Genomic DNA, 21,196 nt, shown 5'->3' with positions numbered 1-21,196 from the left:
GCTTACAGAAAGTGAGCGAACTTACCGACTATCGCCAACACCACGGTGATCGCGATTAGCCGCAGCGGACTCCAGCCGCGCCGCACCAGGTAGTACATCAGCAAGGTATACATCAGCGGCAGGAAGGCCGGCATCAGCTTGTCGATCACGTCGCTCTGCAGCTTGACCACCGCGTCACCGGCGGTGATCTCCAGCGTCGTCGACAAACGTACGTAGGTCGCCACCAGCGCGCCAATCACCGTCATGCCGACGATCGACGCCGCATGGCCGACCCGCCGGGTATTGGCTTTCAGCAGCGGGATCGCCGCCACGCCCATGCGATAGGCATAGTGAGCCAGCCCAAAGCGCAGCCCCAGGTGCACCACGTTAAACAGCAGCAGGAAGATCACCGCGCCGAGGATCGAACCCTGCAGTGCCAGGCTGGCGCCGATACCGCCGCAAATCGGCAGCAGCGTCAGCCAGAACATGGCGTCGCCGATGCCGCCGAGCGGCGCGCCGACGGCGATTTTGGTGCTTTGGATGCTGTTCACGTCCTGCTTGGAGCGCTCCATCGCCAGAATAATGCCGATGACAAAGGTCACCAGAAACGGGTGGGTGTTAAAGAACCCCATATGTCCTTTCATCGCCCGCGCCAGATCGCGCGGGTTGGTATGGATTTTTTTCAGCGCCGGCAGCAGACCGTACAGCCAGCCGGCGGCCTGCATGCGTTCGTAGTTGAACGAGGCCTGCAGCAGCATGGAGCGCCAGGCGACGCGGTTGATGTCCTTGCGGCTCAGCTCCGCGCCGACGCGCTGGTCTTCATACCGGTTCTCATTAGCGCCGGTCAGCAGCGTCTCCTCTCCGTCTGAAACGTTGTTCGGCAGCGTGGTCGGGTTAGATGCCATCTTCGAATTCCTCCTGCTTTGGGGCCGGCGCATTGGGTTCAGGGCCTTTGCGGTACAAATCAATCAGCGCCATCGCCAGCGCCGCCGCGGCAATCGCCAGCACCGGCAGCTTCAGCCAGGCCGCCGCCACAAAGCCGATGATAAAATAGGGGATATAGACATTTTTCATCATGATCTTCAGCAGCACGGCGAAGCCGATGGCCGGCATAATGCCGCCCGCCACGCCAAGGCCGTCAATCAGCCGCGCCGGCAGCACATCGATCGCGGTTTTGGCGTGTTCCGCGCCAAAGTAAATCGGCAGGAACGCGCACAGAAAGTAGAAGCATCCCAACGCCAGCATCGCCAGGTAGTTCACCCGCTCAATGCCTTTGGTATCGGCGTTGGCCGCCATCCTGTCGCAGCGTGACATCACGCCGGACATCACCGAGAACAGGAAGGTGATTCCCATCTGCACCGCCACGGCGAACGGCACCGCGACGCCGACGGCGACGTCCGGTTTTACCCCGGTGGTGATGGCAAAGGTGGTGCCGACGATGGTGCCGATAATCACATTGGGCGGCTGCGCGCCCGCCAGCGGCGCCAGCCCCATCCACACCAGCTCCAGCGTGCCGCCGGTCAGAATGCCGGTATGCAGGTCGCCGAGGATCAGCCCCACCAGCGGACCAAGCACCACCGGGCGGTGCATATGGGTTAAACCGTCAAACATATCCAGGCCGGCGATAAAGGCGAGAATGCCCAGCGCGCAGGCCTGCAGCAGAGTGATTTCCATTACCTGTCCCTCACAGTTGTTTGAACAGATCCAACGCGGGTTCCGTCGGTACGCCCTGCACAAAGCACTCAACCCCGGCGGTTTGCAGGCCGTGAAACGCGGCGATATCGCCGGCGTCGACGGAGACCGTTTTGGCGATTTGCCGTTTACCTTCGACGTAATGCATATTGCCCACGTTGATGCGCGTCACGGGCACCCCGCCCTGCACCAGCGTGAGAAAATCCGCCGGCGTCTTGCAGACCAGCAGGATTTTTTGCCGATCGGCGGCGCGGTGAATGTTGTCGATCACCTTCTGCAGCGACCAGAAGCGCACCGCAATGCCCTCCGCTAACACCATCTCCATCAGGTTTTGCTGCACCGGATCCGCAGCCACCTCGTCGTTGGCCACCAGCACCAGATTCGCACCGGCGAACCCGACCCACTGAACGCCCACCTGACCATGAATCAAACGTTCGTCGATACGGCTTAATACAATGTTCGGCATAGCGTTTTCCTCGTTGTTGTTATGCGGAACGCAGGGCCTCGCCCTGACAGGCGGCGTGGTACTGGCCCAAAACGTTCTGGATATGGTCGATAATCAGCGCACGCGGCGCGGCAGCCAGCGTTCCCGCCCGCACCTTGGGGTACTGCAGCGGTAAATACTGGCTGAGCAGCGGCTGCGGGATTGGCGTGTCCGTCAGGTTGCGCAGCAGCTGTGTAAATGCCTGCTCAATCTGTTCATCCGGCCAGTAATAGCGTATGCGGTCGGAGTAGCTGTAGCCGCGCGCCAGCCGACGGGCGGACTCATCGCCGTGATAGTGGCTGCGCCAGTATTCCGGCCGTTTGAGCATCACCTGTTCCAGCACCTGACGCAGGCCGGAGCAGGCGTTCGCCGGCAGCAGTTCCTGCTCGATCGCCGCCAGCGCAAACAGCGCCTCGCGCAGGGCGAAGGTCAGCGCCGGCCCGACTTTCAGTATCGCGAAATGGTCTTTCACCAGTTGACGCAGCGCCTGCGGCGTCTGGTAATCGGTGGAATGCGCTTCAAACACCAGCGTATCGCAGGACTCCACCATGGCGCTGAGCGCCACGGCCTGTTGCGGCTGGTAATCAATTACCTGCGTATGGTCGAACTCGACGCCGGGCTGCACCACCAACGCGATAATCCTCGGCCAGACGTCGCCCAGCCCCTGCCGTTCAAACGCCTGACGATGTGCGGCCAGCGTCGCCCGCGCGGCGTCCGGGGCGGTAACCGCCAGCGTCGTCAGGGTTTCATGCGCGCCGCCGGGAACCGGCACCTCGGTGCCGATCACATACGCCAGATCGGAAACGCCAAACTGCGTGCGGCAGGTACGCTCGGCCACCTGCGCCAGCCGCGCGGCGCGTTCGGCGACGATCGCATCGCTCAGCGGCTGCGGATCATCCGCGCAGGGCATGCTGCAATCCAGGTGAATCTTTTTAAAGCCGGCGGCGACGTAGCTTTCGATCAGCGTTTCCGCCTGCGTCATCGCCTGCTCGGCAGGCTGGCTCTGCCAGCGGTTGGGGCCGAGGTGGTCGCCGCCGAAAATAATCTGCGATGCGGGGAAATCCAGCTTCTGCGCCAGCTGGCAGACAAAGCCGCGAAAGTCCGCCGGCGTCATGCCGGTATAACCGCCAAACTGGTCGACCTGATTGGACGTCGCCTCAATCAGTAAAGGCGTCTGCCGCTGCCGGGCGTAGCGCAATGCCGCTTCCAGCACCAGCGGATGCGCAGAGCACACGGCATAAATGCCGTTCGTCTGCCCTTGTTTGTGCCTGTTTACCATCTCGGTTAGCTGCTTCACTTTCCTCCCCCTCTCCGGCTGACGCGCGGCGATGCATTTCGTTTCGTTTCTTTTATCCTGCTGCAGGGTGTTTAAAAAACAAAACGAAAGATATTAATTTTCCGATCTGTTTCACAAAAGAAAGCAAATGAAAGAGTGCAGACGTGAGGAAGCGCACTGAAGGCGGCATTTTTACGCTTGCATTCTGTCAAAGGAAAGGGGTTAATAGGCGAATCGAAATGAAACGAAAGATTTAATGAAAGGAGCTCATATGAGCAGCAGCAGCGACTTTTCCGCCGACAAGCGCGCCACCGGCACCAGCGAACGGCGTGAACAGATTATCCAGCGGTTGCGGCAGCAAGGAAGCGTGCAGGTTAACGATCTTTCCGCCTGGTTTGGCGTCTCAACGGTGACCATTCGCAACGATCTGGCATTCCTGGAAAAACAGGGCATTGCCGTGCGCGCCTACGGCGGCGCGCTGATCTGCGACGGTACGCTCCCCGCAGCCGAACCCAGTGTCGCAGCGAAAAGTTCGCTGAATACGGCGTTAAAACACGGCATCGCCCAGGTAGCGGCCGATATGATCCTGCCCGGCAGTCGGGTGATACTCGACTCCGGCACCACCACCTGCGAAATAGCCCGGCTGATGCGTCACCACCATGAGGTGATCGCGATGACCAACGGCATGAACGTCGGCAACGCGTTGCTGGAGGCGGAAGGCGTAGAGCTGTTAATGACCGGCGGCCACCTGCGCCGCCAGTCGCTCTCGTTTTACGGCGACCAGGCGGAGCAGGCGCTGCTGAATTACCACTTCGATATGCTGTTTCTCGGCGTCGACGCTATCGATCCGGAGCGCGGTATCAGCACCCACAATGAAGACGAAGCGCGCCTGAACCGCCGGATGTGCGAAGTGGCGGAACGTATCATCGTGGTGACCGACTCCAGCAAGTTCAACCGTTCCAGCCTGCACAAAATCATCGATACCCAGCGTATCGATACCATTATCACCGATGAGGGCATTCCCGCAGACAGCCTCGGCGAGCTGCAAAAAAGTGGGATCGAGGTAGTGCGGGTGAAGGTCTGACGCCAGCGTCAGCATTTAGCGCTGACGCTGGGCCTCAAAGTACTGGTTGCACATTGAGAAGATCAGCGTGTCCGGGTTCTTGATCAGCACCGTCGCGCCGGGGAATTCGTCGTCATCCGGCGTATTGGAGGCTGAGTCTTTCGCTGTATGCATGATGGCGATCCGCTCCACCGCTGGCGCAATGATGCCAAGCATGGCGAAATCGACGGCCGGCGTCTCGGAATCGGCATCCGAGTTATCCTCAACAAACTCCTGCTCCTCAACCGTACTGCTTACCACGCCCAGACTGCGCCGCTGCTGGTTGTTCCAGCTAAAACCGTCCGGCTGATAGCTGATCTGCGTATTCAGCACGCTGTCGATCTGCTGCCGATCCCAGCAGACGGCGGCCTGTGTCAGCAGCGTCTTCGTCACGCGCCACCGGCCAAGCAGCAGGCTGGGGATTCGCGCTTTGCTTTGCGACGCAGACGCGGCATGGCTCTTCAGCAGCGGCTCCTGCTGCGCTATCGCCAGTAACGGCGCCGACAGCGGTATAAGCATCATCAGTGGTAATAACCGACGTGTAACTTGCATAACGGATTCCCTTATTTCCTGGCGATAATCGAGCGCCCCATAAAATCGGGCAGGATTAGCATACTGTCGCCGGGTCCGCGCGCGCAACTGCCAACGCGCCCCCGGTTGCTGCCTGGTTCAATATTCCATGCTCCGCCAGCGGCGCGCGCAGCCCTTGCAAAAATTAAAACATCGTTTTAATTTACCCTCAGCGGACTCATCCGTTATCAGGAGCGCATGATGTTTGTATTTAAACAAGATACCCGGCTGGAAACGCTGGGCGATGGCGTATCGCGCCGTATTCTGGCTCACGGCGGCGGCATGATGGCCGTGGAGGTGCACTTTCTCGCCGGCGCGGTGGGGCCGTTGCACAGCCACCCCCATGAGCAGCTGACCTACGTGTTGTCCGGACGTTTTGAATTCACCATCGGCGGGGAGACGCATCAGGTCAGCGCCGGCGATACGCTGTATAAGCGGCCTCACGTGGTGCACGGCTGCGTCTGTCTGGAAGCCGGCGTCCTGCTGGATACTTTTACCCCGCAGCGGGAGGATTTCCTGACCTGAGCCGCGTCCTCCCTGTTCTCCCCGGTTAAAAATTGCGAGCCGCAGCGCAATTTAAGCGATTGTTCGCTCAGCGCGGCGCATCCTCGCCAATACTGTGTAGACGGTAAACCGGGCGGAGACAGGGTATGCAAATCGGTAATCAAGCAAGGATGAACCGGCTGTTTAATCAGGGTAAATGTCTGGATGTGGCGATCGACCACGGTATCGCCAACGAGCCGGATTTTTTGTCCGGCCTGGAGAATATCGAACGGGTGATGAGCAGCCTGATCGACGCCCGCCCGGACGCCATTCAGGTCAATTACGGCCAGGCCGACCTGCTGCAGGCTGCCCCGCAGCGCAACAAGCCGGCGCTGGTAATGCGCACCGACGTCGGCAATGCCTATAACGCCGCCCGCCATCGTGAAATGTGGGCGGTGCTGCATAATCCGGAGCAGCCGATCCTCGCCGCCCTGCAAATGGATGCCGCCGCGGTGGTGGTCAACCTGTATATGATCCCGGATGAGCCCGGCATTTTCCGCCAGTGCGTGGAGAACATCGGCCGTTTGCGTCACGCCTGCGAGCGTTACGCCATGCCGCTGATGATCGAGCCGCTGGTGATGGCGCCGGCCGGCCAGGGTGCTGCCTACGGCTCGATCGGTGATGTGGAGAAAATGGTGCCGCTGGTGCGGCTGGCGCGCGAACTGGGCGCCGATATCATCAAGGCCGACCCGACCGAACGGGTGGAAGATTTTCACCGCATCGTCGAAGCGGCCCGCTGCCCGACGCTGGTGCGCGGCGGCGGCAAAGGCGAGCTGCGCGCGGTGCTGGACAAGTCCGCCGCGCTGATGGCGCAAGGCGCCAGCGGAATGGTGTATGGCCGCAACGTTTATCAGCACGATAACCCGGCGCAGGTGGTGCGCGCATTGATGGCGATTATCCACCAGGGCGCCGGCGGCGAGCAGGCGCTGGAGATTTACCATCAGGCATAGCGCATCGTTATGTAACTAAAATAACTCCCGTTCTCCGCTGCCGGCCGTGGTAATCTGCAGCCGGTAACTGCACCCGTCCCCTTTCCCCGTTAGAATAGCGCGTCACAACCTGCTCCGGAGAATTCTTATGTCACAGCCAAGGCTTCCGCTGAAGCTCAGCACCTCGGTTACGCTGATGGTGTCCGCCATTATCGCCTCGGTGCTGATGGTGGTTTACGCGCTGTTTTTTGTCCAGATGGACCATGAAGGACAAAGCCAGCTGCAGCGTAAAGCCATGGCTATCGCCGAAACGCTGGCGCTGTCCGACACCATCGTCGACGGGCTGCAGAACCGGCGGCAGGACGGCGCTATTCAGCGCTTCGCCGAGCAGGTGCGTCAGCATAATGAACTGCTGTTCGTGGTGGTGCTGGATATGGACGGCATCCGCTATTCGCACCCCAAACCGGCGCTGATCGGCCATCATTTTATCGGCAACGACCTGGCGCCGGCGCTGCGCGGCCAGTTAAACAGCGCCATTAACCGCGGCGCGCTGGCTCCGGCGCTGCGCGTGTTTGTGCCGGTTTATAACGCCCGCCACCAGCAGATCGGCGTGGTAGCGCTGGGCATTGCGCTGGATACCGTCGAGCGGGTTATCGACGAGAGCCGCTGGATCATCTACTGGACGCTGGCCTTCGCCGCACTGGTCGGCTCGCTGGGCACGTTCTGTCTGGTAAAAGCGCTGAAACGCATTATGCTCGGTTTTGAGCCTTACGAAATTTCCAACCTGTTCGAACAGCGCAATGCGATGCTGCAATCGATTAAAGAAGGCGTGATTGCCGTCGATAATCAATCACGCATCAGTATCGTCAATGATGAGGCTAAGCGGCTGCTGCGGCAGAGCGGGCCGGTTGAAAACCTGCTGCTCAGCGCCGCCAGCAAACACTGGCCGGCGCAATTGCATCTGGCAGAGGTACTGGCCAGCGGTAAACCACGACGCGACCGGCAGATCGCCTTTAACGGCAGTGAACTGCTGGTCAATACCGTGCCGGTGATCGTTCAGGGACAGGTGGTCGGCGCGATTGCGACCTTTCGTGACAAAACCGAGGTCAGCCAACTGCTGCAGCGCCTCAGCGGCATGACGCAATATGCCGATGCGCTGCGGGTGCAGTCGCATGAGTTTATGAACAAGCTGCACGTGATCCTCGGCATGCTGCATATGAAGGCGTATCAGCAGTTGGAAAACTATGTGATCAATACCGCCAGCACCTATCAGGAAGAGATCGGCACCCTGCTGCGCCGGATAAAATCGCCTGAAGTCGCAGGCTTTTTTATCGCCAAAATCAACCGTGCGCAGGAGGCCGGCATCGATCTGGTGATTGATGAGGACAGCCTGCTGCCGGAAGCGGCAGAGGCGGAAACCACCCATGTGCTGATCAGCGTGCTGGGTAATTTAATCGAAAACGCCATTGAGGCCATCGACGGTGAGGAAGGACATGAAATTACCCTGAGCTTCCATCACAATGGCAATCATTTACACTGTACCGTCAGTGACGACGGTCCGGGCATCGATCCGATCGTCGGCTCGCGCATTTTTGAACAGGGATTTTCAACCAAAGGGTCAGGACGCGGCATCGGCCTGGCATTAATTCTCAGCCACCTGCAAAAGCTGGGCGGCAGTATTGATTTTGACTCTGAACCGGGTGAACTGACCCAGTTTTATGTGCATATTCCCTATCAGGCCAAGAGCTGAAAACATGATTAACGTACTGATTGTCGATGACGATCCCATGGTGGCGGAACTCAATAAATATTACCTGAGCCAGGTCAAGGGCTTTCACTGCCAGGCCACGGTGGCAACGCTGGCGCAGGCACATGCCCTGCTCACCGACGCCAGCGCCCGTATCGACCTGGTGCTGCTGGATATTTATATGAAGCAGGAGAATGGGTTAGACCTGCTGCCGGCGCTGCGCGAACTGGGGGAGAAAACTGACGTCATCGTCATCTCTTCCGCCAGCGACGTCGACACGGTGCAAAAAGCGCTGCATTACGGCGTGGTGGATTATCTGATCAAGCCCTTTCAGTTCACCCGTTTCAAACAGGCGCTGAGCCACTATCAGCAGCAGTCACAGCTGTTGGCGCAGCGTACATTTTGCGCGCAGTCTGACGTGGATAATCTGCTGCGCCGCCAGCCGAACGGCAGCGAAAACAAGAAACTGCCGAAAGGGTTAACCAGCATTACGCTGCGCACGGTATGTGAGTGGATTGAACAGCAGCGTGATGAGGAGTTTTCCACCGACAACCTGGCCAACGCCATCGGCATATCACGGGTCTCATGCCGTAAATATTTAATTTATCTGGCTGACAGCGAGATCCTCAGCACCCGCATTATGTACGGCACCACCGGCCGGCCGGTGTATCTCTATCAGCTCAACGCCGATGCGCTGGGCCTGTTGCAATCGTATTGCCGCTGACCCTCTTCGCCGCCCCGCGCGCCGGCATAACACATGCGCGCTTCCCCCCTTCTTCTGCCCGTCGCCGGCATCGGGCGTTTATTGCACTGCCAGCGGATAAAGCCGGCAAAGTTCAGCGCTAAACGTAAATTTTATTAACAAATTCAGAACATATCGCTACGGTAATGTTTGCGTCACAATTAATTAATAAAACAACAGTAATAAAACTGTGTGAATAGAATTATTCCTAAAAATTTCACTTATCCGATGAGCGAACCAGAATTTCAATCCATTGATATTTAATTATTTTATAAAAAATCACACGATTTATAACTTTTTAACATGGGTTTAATACTTAATTAAACTTTGATCATCAGCGTGATCTGGTTCTAACTTTATAGGCGAATGGATGAATAACTCTCGCTTGGATGCTTACCCTGTTAATGCAAAACCCTGCAAGGTTTTTAGGAGGATTTATGGCTGATAATATCGTGAAAGACGTCGCTGACACCGCAAGCGATCTGGTTGGTTCCGTTACCGGTACTGCGGGCGATCTGGTTGGCGGCGTGTCTGGCACCGTAGGCGATCTGGTCGACTCTACCGTTGACAACGCTACCGGCGCTATCGGCGGTGTCGTTGACGCTGTAACTTCAGGCAGCGGCGGCCTGTGGGGTGTGATTAGCGGCGTAGCCGGCAGCGTTGGCGGCCTGCTTTCCGGCGTAGCAGGCTCTCTGCTGGGTCTGGTGGGTGATGTGGCTGGCACCGTAGGCGACCTGGCCGGCAATGTGACTGATTTTGTTGGCGGCGTACTGGATAAAATCAGCGACCTGGGCGGCGATGTCGGCAAAGTTGTTGACCACGTCACCGACGGCGTATCTGGTGTGGTTGACCACGTCACCGACGGCGTATCCGGTGCGACTGACGCAACCGACGCGCTGATCTCTGCACTGGAGCAGACCGGTGGCGACGTTGCCGCTGCTGCTACTCCTGCTGCTGTAGAAGTTAACGGCGTGACTGACGCCGCAGACGCTGCCGTACACCACGCAGCGTAAGCCATACCCGGATTCATAATATCGCTCTGCGGTCGTTCTGGCCGCAGAAACAAAATAACCGGAACGCAATAATTTTCACATATTTGCCAGGGTTTGCTGCGCCATTCTGAGGGGCCGGCATCATTTTATTGTTATTCATGGGGGTGGGAAATGAAACCAGAAACAGAAATTGTTCGCGTCGGTGACTGGCAGGTCTATGTAGAGCGATATATGTACCCCGGCGTCACGGATTCCGTCATCTGCGTTAATGGATCTTTTTCAACCACGCTGGCTTTTCGCAGCTGCGTACGAAACTTCAAGAACCGGGTTAACGTCATTCTCTTCGATTTACCGTTCCTTGGTCAGTCCCGTCAGCACAATGATTTAACCAAACCGCTGGCGAAAAGCGATGAGGTTTTCATTCTGCAGAGTTTGATTAACCATTATGAACCGTCTTATCTGCTCTCTATCTCCTGGGGCGGACTGGCAGCACTGATGGCGCTCTCCTCCCGCCCGCGCTCCATCCGCAAAGCCGTCGTTGCTTCGTTCTCCACCAAGGTTAACGACGCGATGAATTACTACGTCAGCCAGGGTAAAAAACTACTGGATGAAGGCAAAGGCGATGAAGCGGCTATGCTGCTGAACACCGAGGTCGGCAAATATCTGCCGAATCTGTTAAAGCAGGTGAACTACGAACATTTGCGGCAGTTTGATGAGTCAGCGCAAAAGCAGGTTCGTTACCACGTTGCGCAGATTACCGAGTTTAATCAGGCGGATTATATCGATACCTTCCGACAAATCGATACGCCGATACTGTTCATTAACGGCGAGCAGGACGAATACACTACAGCGCAAGATATTAAGGAACTCAGTAATTATATCAATAACTGCGAATTTATTACCGTACCGCAGGCTGGCCACTTTATTTATATGGAAAGCCGCTTTGCGGCAGATTATTTCAACGACGTGATGAACGGTTTTCTGTTGGTTGAAGAGGCGATGGCATCCTGAAAACGTGTCGCCGCACGCTGAAAGGCCGGACGTCAACAGCGACCGGCCTTTTGTTTTTCTTGCGAATGTTCAGTCCCAGCTGATGCGCCCGCACAGGCTCGGGTCGCGTCCTTCATCATCCCATTTCAGGCTGCCGCGGTCCCCCGGCGGCATACAGTTCACCAGATAGTCTCTGGCCGCCGGTCGCGTGCTGTTCGGGTACCGTCGAATCCGCTCCCGCTGCTCCCCCAGAATATGCGCGCGTTGCCGCTGGCGCTGGTAATCCGCCAGTGCTTGAGCCTGCTCTTCACTCTCCGCCCGCTGATTGTCCTGCGCCAGTTTTTCCGCATTCCATATTTGGTGGCGCGGCACAGGCTTGAGGGGCTGCTGCGCATTACCCGCTTTCCGATCGGCCGCTTCCGGCGGGTGATATTGTAAATCAAAGGTCGCGCCTGCGGCCGCAGACGCCGCGCCCATCAGCACCGCCGTCAGTAGCGGTAAGCTCCGTTTCATCAACATTCTCCTGAAATCCCTGTTTATGCGAATGCCATTCCGAGGGGGACGCTTGCCGTAAAGATCTCCCCCTGGCCCCACCGCTGCGGCGCTGAGCGCCGAAAGCTTGGGACAGAGTTAATTAGCATTCTTATTAATGGCTATAAAAACGGCAGGCCGCAGGATTATAAATGACGGCCAAATGAGAATGAAAGTGATTACGCTAATTACAATAGTTAATTAATCTGGCGGATAACCGGCGCCATCGACTCAATTCTGCTCCGAAACCAGCACCGCCAGCGTATCAGGCTCCAGCGCCTTGAAGATATGCGCCCTATCGCCGGGATAACAGATATAGTCGCCGGCATACAGCTCGACCGGCGTATCAATCAGCCCGACCAGCGCCCGGCCTTGAGTGATGATGATATGTTCCACCGAACCGGGCGAGTGCGGCTGCGAAATGCGGTCGGCGCCGGGCTGGGTCGTCAGCAAATAGATATCACGCCGCGCCCCCGGCGGACAGGTCGCCAACAGCGCAGCGGTGTAGTCGGCCATTTCCGCCACCACCGTCGGCCCTTCGCCGCGACGGATCACCTGCGTGCTGTTTTGCTGTGGCTCCATCAGCCTGGCAAACGGAATATCCAGGGCGACGCACAACGACCACAGCGTTTCCAGACTGGGGTTGCCGTTAGCCGCCTCCAACTGCGACAACGTCGATTTAGCGATGCCCGCACGCCGGGCGACCTCAGCCAGAGAGAGGCCCGCACGCTGGCGTTCACGCACCAGCGCATCGGCAATAATGGTTATCGGTTGCGTCATAAATTACGGCACCTTAATCCTATAACGAACGATCGTTCGACTTGTAAAACACTTCAGCGTTGTTCATTATAACAAAACTTTCGTTCGTTATAAGGTCATGGAGATGAAGTTCAACCGCTTGAGCGTGCTAAACAGTGGGGTGGTCAAAGGCATCGTGCTGGTCTGCCTCGCCGATGGGATCGTGGGCGTCTCTTACGGCTCGCTGGCTACCGGCTACGGCTTCCCGCTGTGGGTGCCGCTGGCGCTGTCAGTCCTGGTGCTGGCCGGCGCGTCCGAGTTTCTGTTTATTGGCATCGTCGCCGGCGGCGGCAGCCCATTTGCCGCAGCGACCGCCGGGCTGTTGGTCAACGCGCGCCATATGCCTTTCGGCATGGCGGTGAAGGATTTGATCGGCCACGGCCCGGCGCGCTTTCTCGGCTGCCATATTATGAACGATGAAAGCGTGGTGTTCGGCGTATCGCAACCGACGCTGCCAGCGCGCAAGGCGGCTTACTGGCTGTGCGGTCTCGGTATCGCGCTGTGCTGGCCGCTGGGGGTGATTGTCGGCGGTTCGATCGGCAATTTAATCCCGGACGTGCACAGCATTGGTCTGGATGCCGTCTTCCCGACGATTTTGCTGGCGCTGATCGTCTCAGCGTTGAAAAACCGCCGCACCCTGCTCTCCGCCGTTTCCGGCACGGCGTTCGCGCTGGCGGCCGTACCCTGGGCGCCCATTGGCATGCCGGTGCTGTTTGCCCTGTTAGGGCTGCTGATCAGAAAGAGGACGCGTTGATGTCACTGCACACCATTGTTACCGGCATGATTATCCTGGCCGCCGGCACCTACCTGCTGCGCCTGAGCGGCGCCCTGCTCGGCCAAAAAATGGCCTTTTCCACCACCACCCGCGACCTGCTTGCGGATGCCGCCACCACGCTGTTGCTGGCGGTCGCCGTTATCGCCACGCTGTTCGAAGATCAGCATTTCGCCGGCGCGGCGCGGGTGGTCGGCGTCTTGACCGGCTTACTGCTCACCTGGCGTAAAGTACCGTTAATTATCGTGCTGGTCGCCGCGGCCGCAGTGACCGCACTGCTGCGCTGGCTTGGCCTGCCCTGAGCGGAATGATTCGCATAACCAAAATAATGATAATAACCAAGCGTAACTGTTCTATGATGTAATTTCAGCGCAACGGGATAAATTGCGCATTAACCATCGGTGCCGGACTGACAGTTCGGCACTTCCAAGACATGTGATGCATCGCTTCGGTTAACTTTATTATGCTGAAAAAAACGCTTCCCCTGCTTCCCCTGTGCCTGGCTTTACTGCCGGCGTTCGGTCACGCCGTCGATAAGGCAGAGATCGATAAAGTCGTACAACCATTAATGGAAAAATACGCGGTGCCGGGTATGACCATCGCCGTTTCCGTTGACGGCAAACCGCAATTCTACAATTACGGCGTGGCATCCAAACAGAGCAAGCTGCCGGTTACGCAGAACACGCTGTTTGAGATCGGCTCGCTGAGCAAAACCTTTACCGCCACGCTGGCCGCCTATGCGCAACACGCCGGCAAGCTTGACTGGGCGCAACCGGCCAGCCATTACCTGCCGCAACTGCAAGGCAGCGCCTTTGACCGCGTCAGCCTGCTGAACCTGGCGACCCATACCTCCGGTCTGCCGCTGTTTGTGCCGGATGAGATCACCAATGAACAACAGCTGATGGACTATTACCGCCAGTGGCAGCCCTCGCACCCAATAGGCAGCTACCGGGTATATTCCAACCTGGGAATTGGTCTGCTGGGCATGATCACCGCCAAAAGCCTGGCGCAGCCGTTTACCATCGCGATGGAGCAACGTTTGCTGCCAGCTCTGGGCATGACGCACAGCTATGTCAATGTGCCGCCGGCCGCTCAGAAAGATTATGCTCAGGGCTACAATAAAGAAGATAAACCGGTGCGCGTTACCCCCGGCCCGCTGGATGCTGAATCTTACGGCCTGAAATCCAGCAGCAGCGATCTGATCCGTTACCTGAACGCCAATATGGGGCTGGTCAAGGTAGCGCCTGACTGGCGGCAGGCGCTGGATGGCGTTCATCGCGGCTACTACCACGCCAGCGAGTTCACGCAGGACCTGATGTGGGAAAGCTACCCTTACCCGGTCACACTGGATACGCTGCTGGCGGGCAATGATGCGAAAGTGATCATGAATGGCGTGCCGGCACAGGCAATAACCCCGCCGCAGGCTCCTCAGCAGCAGGCCTGGTACAACAAAACCGGCTCGACCAACGGTTTTGCCACCTACGCGGTATTTATCCCCGCGCAGAAAACCGCCGTTGTGATGCTGGCAAATAAAAACTTCCCTAATGATGAGCGTGTAAAAGCGGTATACCAGATTGTACAGAGCCTGACGCGCTGAGCATCATCGCCTTTCGGGGGGGCATGCGTCCCCCGGTTTTCCTCTGGTAATGCTGAGTCATAATGCGACAGTTTTTTTGCGTAAAAGTCTGAAACAAGCGTCTAAAAAAACAGGCGGAATTAATCATTATCCGTTGAATAATTGGTACATTAATCATTTCCTGGCAAATCTATCGCACACGCCAAACTTAAGCGCTACTTGTTAATCACCTCATTGTTTCTACCTTTACTTATTACAAGGAAATCATCTCAGCTACCGTGGCCGAAGATAACCACTCAGGGAATGTGGTGAGTAGTATCCGCCGATTTACTTGGATAGTGAAGAGATGAAAATGGTCGACGAGGCCCCACCGCTCAGCCTGCCCGCCAGGGTAAAATACATCCGCCAACAGATTATCGCGGCAGGTAATGACGTTAAGCTGCGCTTCCCCGTGTTGAAATATCAGAACGCCATCGGCTTAGGCATCTTGCTCTTCTCGATATTTTCACTGGTTGCCGTCTCGACGCTCTATATTCATCAGCAGATTTCCTGGTGGTTATGCCTGCTGCTGAATGCACTGTGTCTCTCTTTAGCCCATGAAATAGAACACGATTTAATTCATAACCTCTATTTTAAAAAAAATCGCTTTATGTATCACCTGATGATGACCTTAGTGTGGATCGTCAGGCCAAGCAGCGCTAACCCGTGGGCGCGTAAAACGCTGCACCTTAAACACCACCAGTATTCCGGCTCAGAGCAGGATCTTGAAGAACGTGCGCTCAGCAACGGCACTCGATGGGGAGTGCTCCGGCTGCTGATGACGGCGGATCTGATGGTGGCACTGGCCGTCGTCGCCTGGCAGGACAAAGGCAAAGGCGACCTGCGAGGGGTATTACTGACCGGCCTCAAAGCGTTCTTCCCCGTCGCTTTTCTTACCTGGGGGCTGTGGTATCTGTTCCTGATCGTACACGGCATAGATTTTGCTGCTACGCTGAGCGGCATGCCGATTACCTGGTCCGGCGCAGCACAAGCGCCGATCGGCTATCTCGACATGTTGGTGGTGGTACTGATTGGCCCCAATATTCTCTGGAGCTTTTGCCTGCACTTCGTCAGTTCAAATATGCATTATCATGGCGATATAGAGCACAACAATATCCTGCAGCAGACGCAGGTGATGAACCCTTGGTGGCTATGGCCGCTGCAGCTGTTTTGTTTTAATTTCGGCAGCACGCACAGCATTCACCACTTCGTGGTTAATGAGCCGTTCTATATCCGCCAGTTGACTGCGGCAAAGGCGCACCGCGTAATGAGAGAGATGGGCGTCAGGTTTAACGACTATGGCTCATTCGGCCGGGCCAACCGTTGGGGAGCCGCGGAGTAAACGGTAAAAACGCGAGAACTGCGCGCCCCTGCACCACCTGAGTCAGGGCCGGGCCGGGCGATTCTCGCGCCTGCTTACATCACTGAATGCATATCCGCATGAGACGTTGCAATGCCGTTAACGTCGATAGCGCTGTGCGCCGGTGCCGCATGATCGTGTCCATCAAGGTACAAATTAAATTCCGCAGCGCTGGTTTTTTCCTGCTTATCCCCCAGCAGGCCGTCGAACCAATGTTTGATCCCCTCGAAAATATGGCTGGGTTTATCCGTCAGCTGATCATACTTTTCCTTAATCTCATGGAAAGAATTCCCCACTTTATCAGCAAGGTTCTTAGCGCCTTCCAAGGTATCCTTGAAAAACGTGAGCGGTTTGCTAAATAAATCTGAAAGATGACTGGCACGAATGTGAATAAACTCCCCTACCTCATGGGATAATGATTTCATTTGTTTCAGCGTGGATTGGAAAAGCTCAGAGGATTCAGGCGATAAACTATCGATTGTTTCTTTAATAGCGGTATGAAATTTAACAATGGGATCGCGCAAATATTTCGGTAACGAACTCAGGAAATCATCTTCATTTTCGAACTTGTCGAACATAGTACCCCCAGATAAACCATCAATTGTGATACTCAGGTCTTATTTTTATAGTTGTAAAGCCTCACCCCGTCAAAAACACGCTGGATGAATAAGAAAAGTCACAGCATGGCGGCACGCACACCGCCGGTGTGGCTATACTGGAGTGGCACGCACTGCCCACTTTTAGGGGAACTTATGTTTGACCACGTTAAATTCGGCGTTAGCGACTATGCCGCCAGCAAGACCTTCTTTCTCAACGCATTGGCGCCATTGGGTGTAAGCGTGGTTGCTGAAGGAACGCCGGACTACGGCGTAGAGTTAAGTTCTCCCAGCAACGCATCACTGTGTCTGTACCAAACCGCAGAACGGCCGGCGCACCTACACCTGGCGTTTGTCGCCGACAGCCGTCGGCAGGTGGATGATTTCTACCGCGCGGCGCTGACGGCCGGCGGTACAGATAACGGCGCACCGGGCCTGCGCCCCAATTATCACGCCAATTACTACGCCGCCTTTGTGATTGCGCCGGACGGCCATAATATTGAAATGGTCTGCCATCGGCCTGATGAATGAAAATAGCGATAAGGAAATGGAGGCTGCCTGTACGGCAGTGAACCGGGACTGGAAACCCGTAGTTGGTGGCTATTTTTTCTAAGCTGCCTGTACGGCAGTGAACTTATTTCAACTAGCTGTATCCGATGGATGGGATTTCTAAGCTGCCTGTACGGCAGTGAACTGTTGCAGATTAGCACTAGCCCGTTGTTTTTAAAAGCACTGCCGGCGATGGCGCACAAAAAGGTTATTTTTCACCGCCCAGAAAACCAATTGCATATCAATAAGTTATCGGAGGTGTAAAAAAAGGGTCTGCGTGCCTCCGGCTCGTAAAGCAGTTTCCTAACGACTTGGCACAAACAGACAGCGACACGCTGGTTATAGATATCAGTCCTGTTTTACGTCCGTTGTCTCACCGTTTTACCTCCCTGCTCCCAACCTTTGCCTGTTCTGGCTATACTGGATTGCCAATGATTCATAAGGTAAATAAGTTTGTTTTGCTCACGCGCCTGCCCGCGAGCAAATCATGCAACAGATAACTAAACAACCGGAAGGTAGCATTATGAGATTAGCGGTAATAGTGATAGTCGGCGTACTGGTTTGCCTCGGTATGATGAGCTTCTTACAATATATCAGCGAGCAGCCCTGGGGGCAGTAAATACAGTAGGCCAAGCAGAATTCAACACGCCAGCGTCTGTGATGATTGTTGAGCAACATCAACAATGGCGTGCAATCGCGCATTCTTACATAACCGGGATTTTATCTATAACTGCCATCCAGTCCCTCCCTACCCCTTTCGTCTATTCGTTTTTATATTAAAAATTTTCTGCTGCCTCATGTTTTTTCGGTTGAAAACCATCATCACTGGGCGATATTGCCATGTAATAAAAGAATTTTACTTATCAAAATAAATAAATCCATTTAGGGGATTATTAATAACAAGAACAATTCACAATGCCAACCATTATTTTCTTTAAGCTATTAGTTACTCCTCTAAAAATATAAAGTGAATGGCTTCCCATTCAGATTTATATTCGACGCATTGCTCAAGCACCATTCTGACGGCCCGTTCACGTAGCTCAAGGGATCACAATCAGCTGATTTCTCTATCATTTAGAAGCGCTTTTCACTGAGCGTTTGATCTCGCGGCAATCCGCTGTAATTCATTTCATTCGGCAGCGGCATTTGCACTTTTTAGACCAGAGTCTAATCTGGTTAGAATCCGACCTAAATTAGACTCCAGTCTAAAATACCCATAAACTCCCATGGGAGAGTGTCATGAGCAAACCGATCAAGAATATCGTCATCGTGGGCGGCGGCACTGCGGGCTGGATGTCCGCTTCGTACCTCATCCGAGCGCTCCAGCAGCAGGCGAACATTACGCTCATCGAGTCTGCAGCGATCCCTCGGATCGGCGTAGGCGAAGCGACCATCCCGAGTTTGCAGAAGGTGTTCTTCGACTTTCTCGGGATACCGGAGCGGGAATGGATGCCCCAGGTGAACGGCGCGTTCAAGGCCGGCATCAAGTTCGTGAACTGGAGAGAGTCTCCTGATCGCTCGCACAACGATTACTTCTACCATTTGTTCGGCAATGTGCCGAACTGCGACGGCGTGCCGCTTACCCACTACTGGCTACGCAAACGCGAGCAGGGTTTTCAACAGTCGATGGCGTACGCCTGCTATCCGCAGCCCGGAGCGCTTGATGGCAATCTGGCTCCGTGCCTGCACGACGGCAGCCGCCAGATGTCCCACGCGTGGCACTTCGACGCGCATTTGGTGGCCGACTTCCTGAAACGCTGGGCCGTCGACCGCGGGGTGAACCGCGTGGTCGACGAGGTCGTGGAGGTTAACCTGAACGACCACGGCTTCATCTCCAGTCTATCCACCAAGGAGGGCCGGAAGCTGGAGGCGGATCTGTTTATCGACTGCTCCGGCATGCGCGGGCTCTTGATCAACCAGGCCCTGAAAGAGCCCTTTATTGACATGTCCGACTACCTGCTGTGCGACAGCGCGGTCGCCACCGCCGTACCCAACGACGACGCTCAAGCGGGGGTCGAACCCTACACCTCCTCGATCGCCATGAACGCGGGCTGGACCTGGAAGATTCCGATGCTGGGCCGGTTTGGCAGCGGCTACGTCTTTTCCAGCAAGTTCACCTCTCGCGATCGGGCCACCGCCGACTTCCTCAAGCTCTGGGACCTTTCGGACAATCAGCCGCTCAACCAGATCTCGTTCCGGGTCGGGCGCAACAAGCGATCGTGGGTCAACAACTGCGTCTCTATCGGGCTGGCGTCGTGCTTTTTGGAGCCTCTGGAATCGACGGGTATCTACTTCATCTATGCGGCGCTGTACCAACTCGTGAAGCATTTCCCCGACACCGCGTTCGACCCGCGGTTGGCCGACGCGTTCAACGCCGAGATCGTCTACATGTTCGACGACTGCCGAGACTTTGTCCAAGCGCACTACTTCACCACGTCGCGAGAAGACACATCGTTCTGGCTCGCGAACCGGCACGACCTGCGGCTATCTGACGCCATCCAGGAGAAGATTGAACGCTACAAGGCGGGGCTGCCGTTGACCACCACGTCGTTCGACGATGCCACGTACTATGATACCTTCGACTACGAATTCAAGAACTTCTGGCTGAACGGCAACTACTACTGCATCTTTGCCGGCCTGGACATGCTGCCCGACCGATCGCTGCCGCTCTTGCAACTGCGGCCGGAGTCTGTCGAAAAAGCCGAGGCAATGTTCGCCCGCATTCAGCGCGAGGCCGAGCGCCTGCGGGCAAGCCTGCCGACAAACTATGACTACCTGCGGTCGCTGCACCAAGGCAACAGGCCCGCATCGACGGAGAGCCTGTAGTGGAACGCACTCTGGAGCGGGCACGTGCATTCGCGGCCACGCACACGGCCGTGGCGGCCTGCGATCCTCTACAGGCCAGCTCGCTTGTTCTGCAACTGCCAGGATTGAACCGTAATCAGGACGTGCCCGGCATCGTCGGCCTGCTGCGCGATCTCCTGCCGGTGCGCGGCGTGCCCTCCGGCTGGGGCTTCACCGAAGCTGCCGCCGCGATGCGGGACATCGGGTTCTTTCTGGGGTCGCTCAAGCGGCACGGACACGAACCTGCGGACGTGGTGCCCGGGCTTGAGCCGCTGCTGCTCGACCTGGCGCGCATAACCGACCTGCCGCCGCGGGAGACGCTCCTGCATGTGACGGTCTGGAACCCTGCAGAAGCCGACGCGCAGCGGAGCTATACCGGGCTCAGCGACGAAATGCACCTGCTTGAGAGCGTGCGTATCTCGATGGCGGCTCTCGAGGCCGCCATCGCGGTGACCGTCGAGCTGTCCGACGTGCCTCTACGCTCGCCCGCGTTCGCACAAGAATGCGACGAGTTGGCAGCCTATCTGCAAAAAATGGTTGAATCGATCGTCTACGCGTACCGCTTTATCTCGCCGCAGGTCTTCTACGATGAGCTCCGCCCCTTCTACGAACCGATTCAAGTCGGGGGCCAGAGCTACCTTGGCCCCGGCGCCGTAGAAATGCCCCTCTTCGTGCTGGAGCATGTCCTGTGGGGATCGCAATCGGATCATCCCGCCTATCTGGAATTCAAAGAGACCTATCTGCCCTATGTACTTCCCGCGTACCGGGCTGTCTACGCCCGTTTTGCCGGGAAGCCGGCGCTCGTCGACCGCGCGATCGGCGAAGCGCGAGCGGCCGCTACGCAGGACGAGCACGTCCGGGCCGGGCTGGCGGCTCTCAACCGGGTCTTCGTGATTCTGCTGCGCTTCCGGGCGCCGCATCATCAATTGGCGGAGCGGGTGTACGAAGCCGGGCGCAGCGGCCCCGCTGTCGGCAGTGGCGGATACGCGCCCAGCATGCTCGGCGATCTGCTCACGCTCACGCTTGCCGCACGCACCCGCATCCGCGCCGCCCTCAACCCGTCCTGACGCGCGCGGCCATCTGTT

Annotated in this window: 22 protein-coding genes; 14 read left to right on the top strand and 8 right to left on the bottom strand. The window is 56.7% G+C overall.

The features are described 5' to 3' along the window. Window positions 1-2 precede the first annotated feature (2 nt). From agaE to kbaZ, 4 genes are read right to left on the bottom strand one after another with little or no spacing between them, the layout of a single operon-like run. Complete coding sequence (agaE, locus tag HF675_RS10450) at window positions 3-884, bottom strand: PTS N-acetylgalactosamine transporter subunit IID (RefSeq protein ID WP_187044566.1); 882 nt, start codon at window positions 882-884, stop codon at window positions 3-5. Continuing rightward, window positions 874-1,653: a PTS N-acetylgalactosamine transporter subunit IIC gene (gene agaW / locus HF675_RS10445; protein ID WP_187044565.1), complete on the bottom strand. Its 780-nt coding sequence runs from the start codon at window positions 1,651-1,653 to the stop codon at window positions 874-876. The genes agaE and agaW overlap by 11 nt, the downstream gene beginning before the upstream one ends. Before the next feature lie 10 nt (window positions 1,654-1,663). Further along, complete coding sequence (agaV, locus tag HF675_RS10440) at window positions 1,664-2,137, bottom strand: PTS N-acetylgalactosamine transporter subunit IIB (RefSeq protein WP_105231448.1); 474 nt, start codon at window positions 2,135-2,137, stop codon at window positions 1,664-1,666. A gap of 19 nt (window positions 2,138-2,156) precedes the next feature. Continuing rightward, window positions 2,157-3,452, bottom strand: coding sequence for a tagatose-bisphosphate aldolase subunit KbaZ (gene kbaZ / locus HF675_RS10435; protein ID WP_105231449.1), 1,296 nt, complete (start codon window positions 3,450-3,452; stop codon window positions 2,157-2,159). 250 nt (window positions 3,453-3,702) lie between these two features. Here kbaZ and HF675_RS10430 point away from each other — a divergent pair, with 250 nt between their 5' ends. Further along, window positions 3,703-4,515: a DeoR family transcriptional regulator gene (locus HF675_RS10430; RefSeq protein WP_105231450.1), complete on the top strand. Its 813-nt coding sequence runs from the start codon at window positions 3,703-3,705 to the stop codon at window positions 4,513-4,515. 15 nt (window positions 4,516-4,530) lie between these two features. Here the strand turns inward: HF675_RS10430 and HF675_RS10425 are convergent, their stop codons facing one another. Continuing rightward, entirely contained in the window at window positions 4,531-5,085 is a 555-nt protein-coding gene (locus tag HF675_RS10425; protein ID WP_187044564.1) for a hypothetical protein, read from the bottom strand. Between the two features lie 219 nt (window positions 5,086-5,304). Between HF675_RS10425 and HF675_RS10420 the strand changes: the two genes are divergently transcribed. The 6 genes from HF675_RS10420 (at window position 5,305) to HF675_RS10395 (ending at window position 11,067) form a co-directional block, all read left to right on the top strand. Then, a complete protein-coding gene (locus tag HF675_RS10420) occupies window positions 5,305-5,628 on the top strand; it encodes a cupin domain-containing protein (RefSeq protein ID WP_187044724.1) in 324 nt (107 codons plus the stop codon). 125 nt (window positions 5,629-5,753) lie between these two features. Beyond that, complete coding sequence (locus tag HF675_RS10415; RefSeq protein WP_111736942.1) at window positions 5,754-6,596, top strand: class I fructose-bisphosphate aldolase; 843 nt, start codon at window positions 5,754-5,756, stop codon at window positions 6,594-6,596. Window positions 6,597-6,723: 127 nt separating this feature from the next. Beyond that, a complete protein-coding gene (locus HF675_RS10410; protein ID WP_105231454.1) occupies window positions 6,724-8,325 on the top strand; it encodes a sensor histidine kinase in 1,602 nt (533 codons plus the stop codon). Window positions 8,326-8,329: 4 nt separating this feature from the next. Next, complete coding sequence (gene dcuR / locus HF675_RS10405; RefSeq protein WP_105231455.1) at window positions 8,330-9,046, top strand: two-component system response regulator DcuR; 717 nt, start codon at window positions 8,330-8,332, stop codon at window positions 9,044-9,046. 455 nt (window positions 9,047-9,501) lie between these two features. Continuing rightward, window positions 9,502-10,077: a hypothetical protein gene (locus HF675_RS10400; protein ID WP_105231456.1), complete on the top strand. Its 576-nt coding sequence runs from the start codon at window positions 9,502-9,504 to the stop codon at window positions 10,075-10,077. A 150-nt stretch (window positions 10,078-10,227) separates the two neighbouring features. Next, a complete protein-coding gene (locus HF675_RS10395; RefSeq protein WP_105231457.1) occupies window positions 10,228-11,067 on the top strand; it encodes an alpha/beta fold hydrolase in 840 nt (279 codons plus the stop codon). Window positions 11,068-11,136: 69 nt separating this feature from the next. On the opposite strand, the gene HF675_RS10390 is transcribed toward HF675_RS10395, so the two are convergent. Together HF675_RS10390 and HF675_RS10385 are read right to left on the bottom strand one after the other, a co-directional pair. Beyond that, window positions 11,137-11,559 (bottom strand): hypothetical protein, encoded by a 423-nt coding sequence (locus HF675_RS10390; RefSeq protein WP_187044563.1) that lies wholly within the window; start codon window positions 11,557-11,559, stop codon window positions 11,137-11,139. Between the two features lie 249 nt (window positions 11,560-11,808). Further along, window positions 11,809-12,357, bottom strand: a complete 549-nt coding sequence (locus HF675_RS10385; RefSeq protein WP_187044562.1) for a helix-turn-helix domain-containing protein — start codon at window positions 12,355-12,357, stop codon at window positions 11,809-11,811. A gap of 103 nt (window positions 12,358-12,460) precedes the next feature. Here HF675_RS10385 and HF675_RS10380 point away from each other — a divergent pair, with 103 nt between their 5' ends. The 4 genes from HF675_RS10380 to HF675_RS10365 all read left to right on the top strand — a co-directional run bounded on the left by HF675_RS10380 (window position 12,461) and on the right by HF675_RS10365 (window position 16,104). Beyond that, window positions 12,461-13,129, top strand: a complete 669-nt coding sequence (locus HF675_RS10380; RefSeq protein WP_187044561.1) for an AzlC family ABC transporter permease — start codon at window positions 12,461-12,463, stop codon at window positions 13,127-13,129. Then, window positions 13,129-13,449, top strand: coding sequence for an AzlD domain-containing protein (locus tag HF675_RS10375; RefSeq protein WP_187044560.1), 321 nt, complete (start codon window positions 13,129-13,131; stop codon window positions 13,447-13,449). The genes HF675_RS10380 and HF675_RS10375 overlap by 1 nt, the downstream gene beginning before the upstream one ends. Window positions 13,450-13,610: 161 nt before the next feature. Continuing rightward, a complete protein-coding gene (gene ampC, locus HF675_RS10370; RefSeq protein ID WP_187044559.1) occupies window positions 13,611-14,744 on the top strand; it encodes a class C beta-lactamase in 1,134 nt (377 codons plus the stop codon). 331 nt (window positions 14,745-15,075) lie between these two features. Next, entirely contained in the window at window positions 15,076-16,104 is a 1,029-nt protein-coding gene (locus tag HF675_RS10365; RefSeq protein ID WP_187044558.1) for a fatty acid desaturase, read from the top strand. Window positions 16,105-16,178: 74 nt separating this feature from the next. On the opposite strand, the gene HF675_RS10360 is transcribed toward HF675_RS10365, so the two are convergent. After that, a complete protein-coding gene (locus tag HF675_RS10360; protein ID WP_105231463.1) occupies window positions 16,179-16,700 on the bottom strand; it encodes a hypothetical protein in 522 nt (173 codons plus the stop codon). A gap of 174 nt (window positions 16,701-16,874) precedes the next feature. Here HF675_RS10360 and HF675_RS10355 point away from each other — a divergent pair, with 174 nt between their 5' ends. The 3 genes from HF675_RS10355 to HF675_RS10345 all read left to right on the top strand — a co-directional run bounded on the left by HF675_RS10355 (window position 16,875) and on the right by HF675_RS10345 (window position 21,178). After that, window positions 16,875-17,249, top strand: a complete 375-nt coding sequence (locus HF675_RS10355) for a VOC family protein (RefSeq protein WP_187044557.1) — start codon at window positions 16,875-16,877, stop codon at window positions 17,247-17,249. 1,257 nt (window positions 17,250-18,506) lie between these two features. Next, on the top strand, window positions 18,507-20,093 hold the full coding sequence (locus tag HF675_RS10350) for a tryptophan halogenase family protein (RefSeq protein WP_187044556.1): 1,587 nt from the start codon (window positions 18,507-18,509) through the stop codon (window positions 20,091-20,093). Further along, window positions 20,093-21,178: a monodechloroaminopyrrolnitrin synthase PrnB family protein gene (locus HF675_RS10345; protein WP_187044555.1), complete on the top strand. Its 1,086-nt coding sequence runs from the start codon at window positions 20,093-20,095 to the stop codon at window positions 21,176-21,178. Before HF675_RS10350 ends, HF675_RS10345 begins: the two co-directional genes overlap by 1 nt. The last annotated feature ends 18 nt before the right edge of the window (window positions 21,179-21,196 follow it).

Source organism: Serratia sp. JUb9 (assembly GCF_014298095.1).
In the GTDB taxonomy this organism is placed as follows: Bacteria; Pseudomonadota; Gammaproteobacteria; order Enterobacterales; family Enterobacteriaceae; genus Serratia_B; species Serratia_B rhizosphaerae.
The sequence above is the reverse complement of the archived record's forward strand: the minus strand, read 5'-3'. Positions and strand labels throughout refer to the sequence as shown.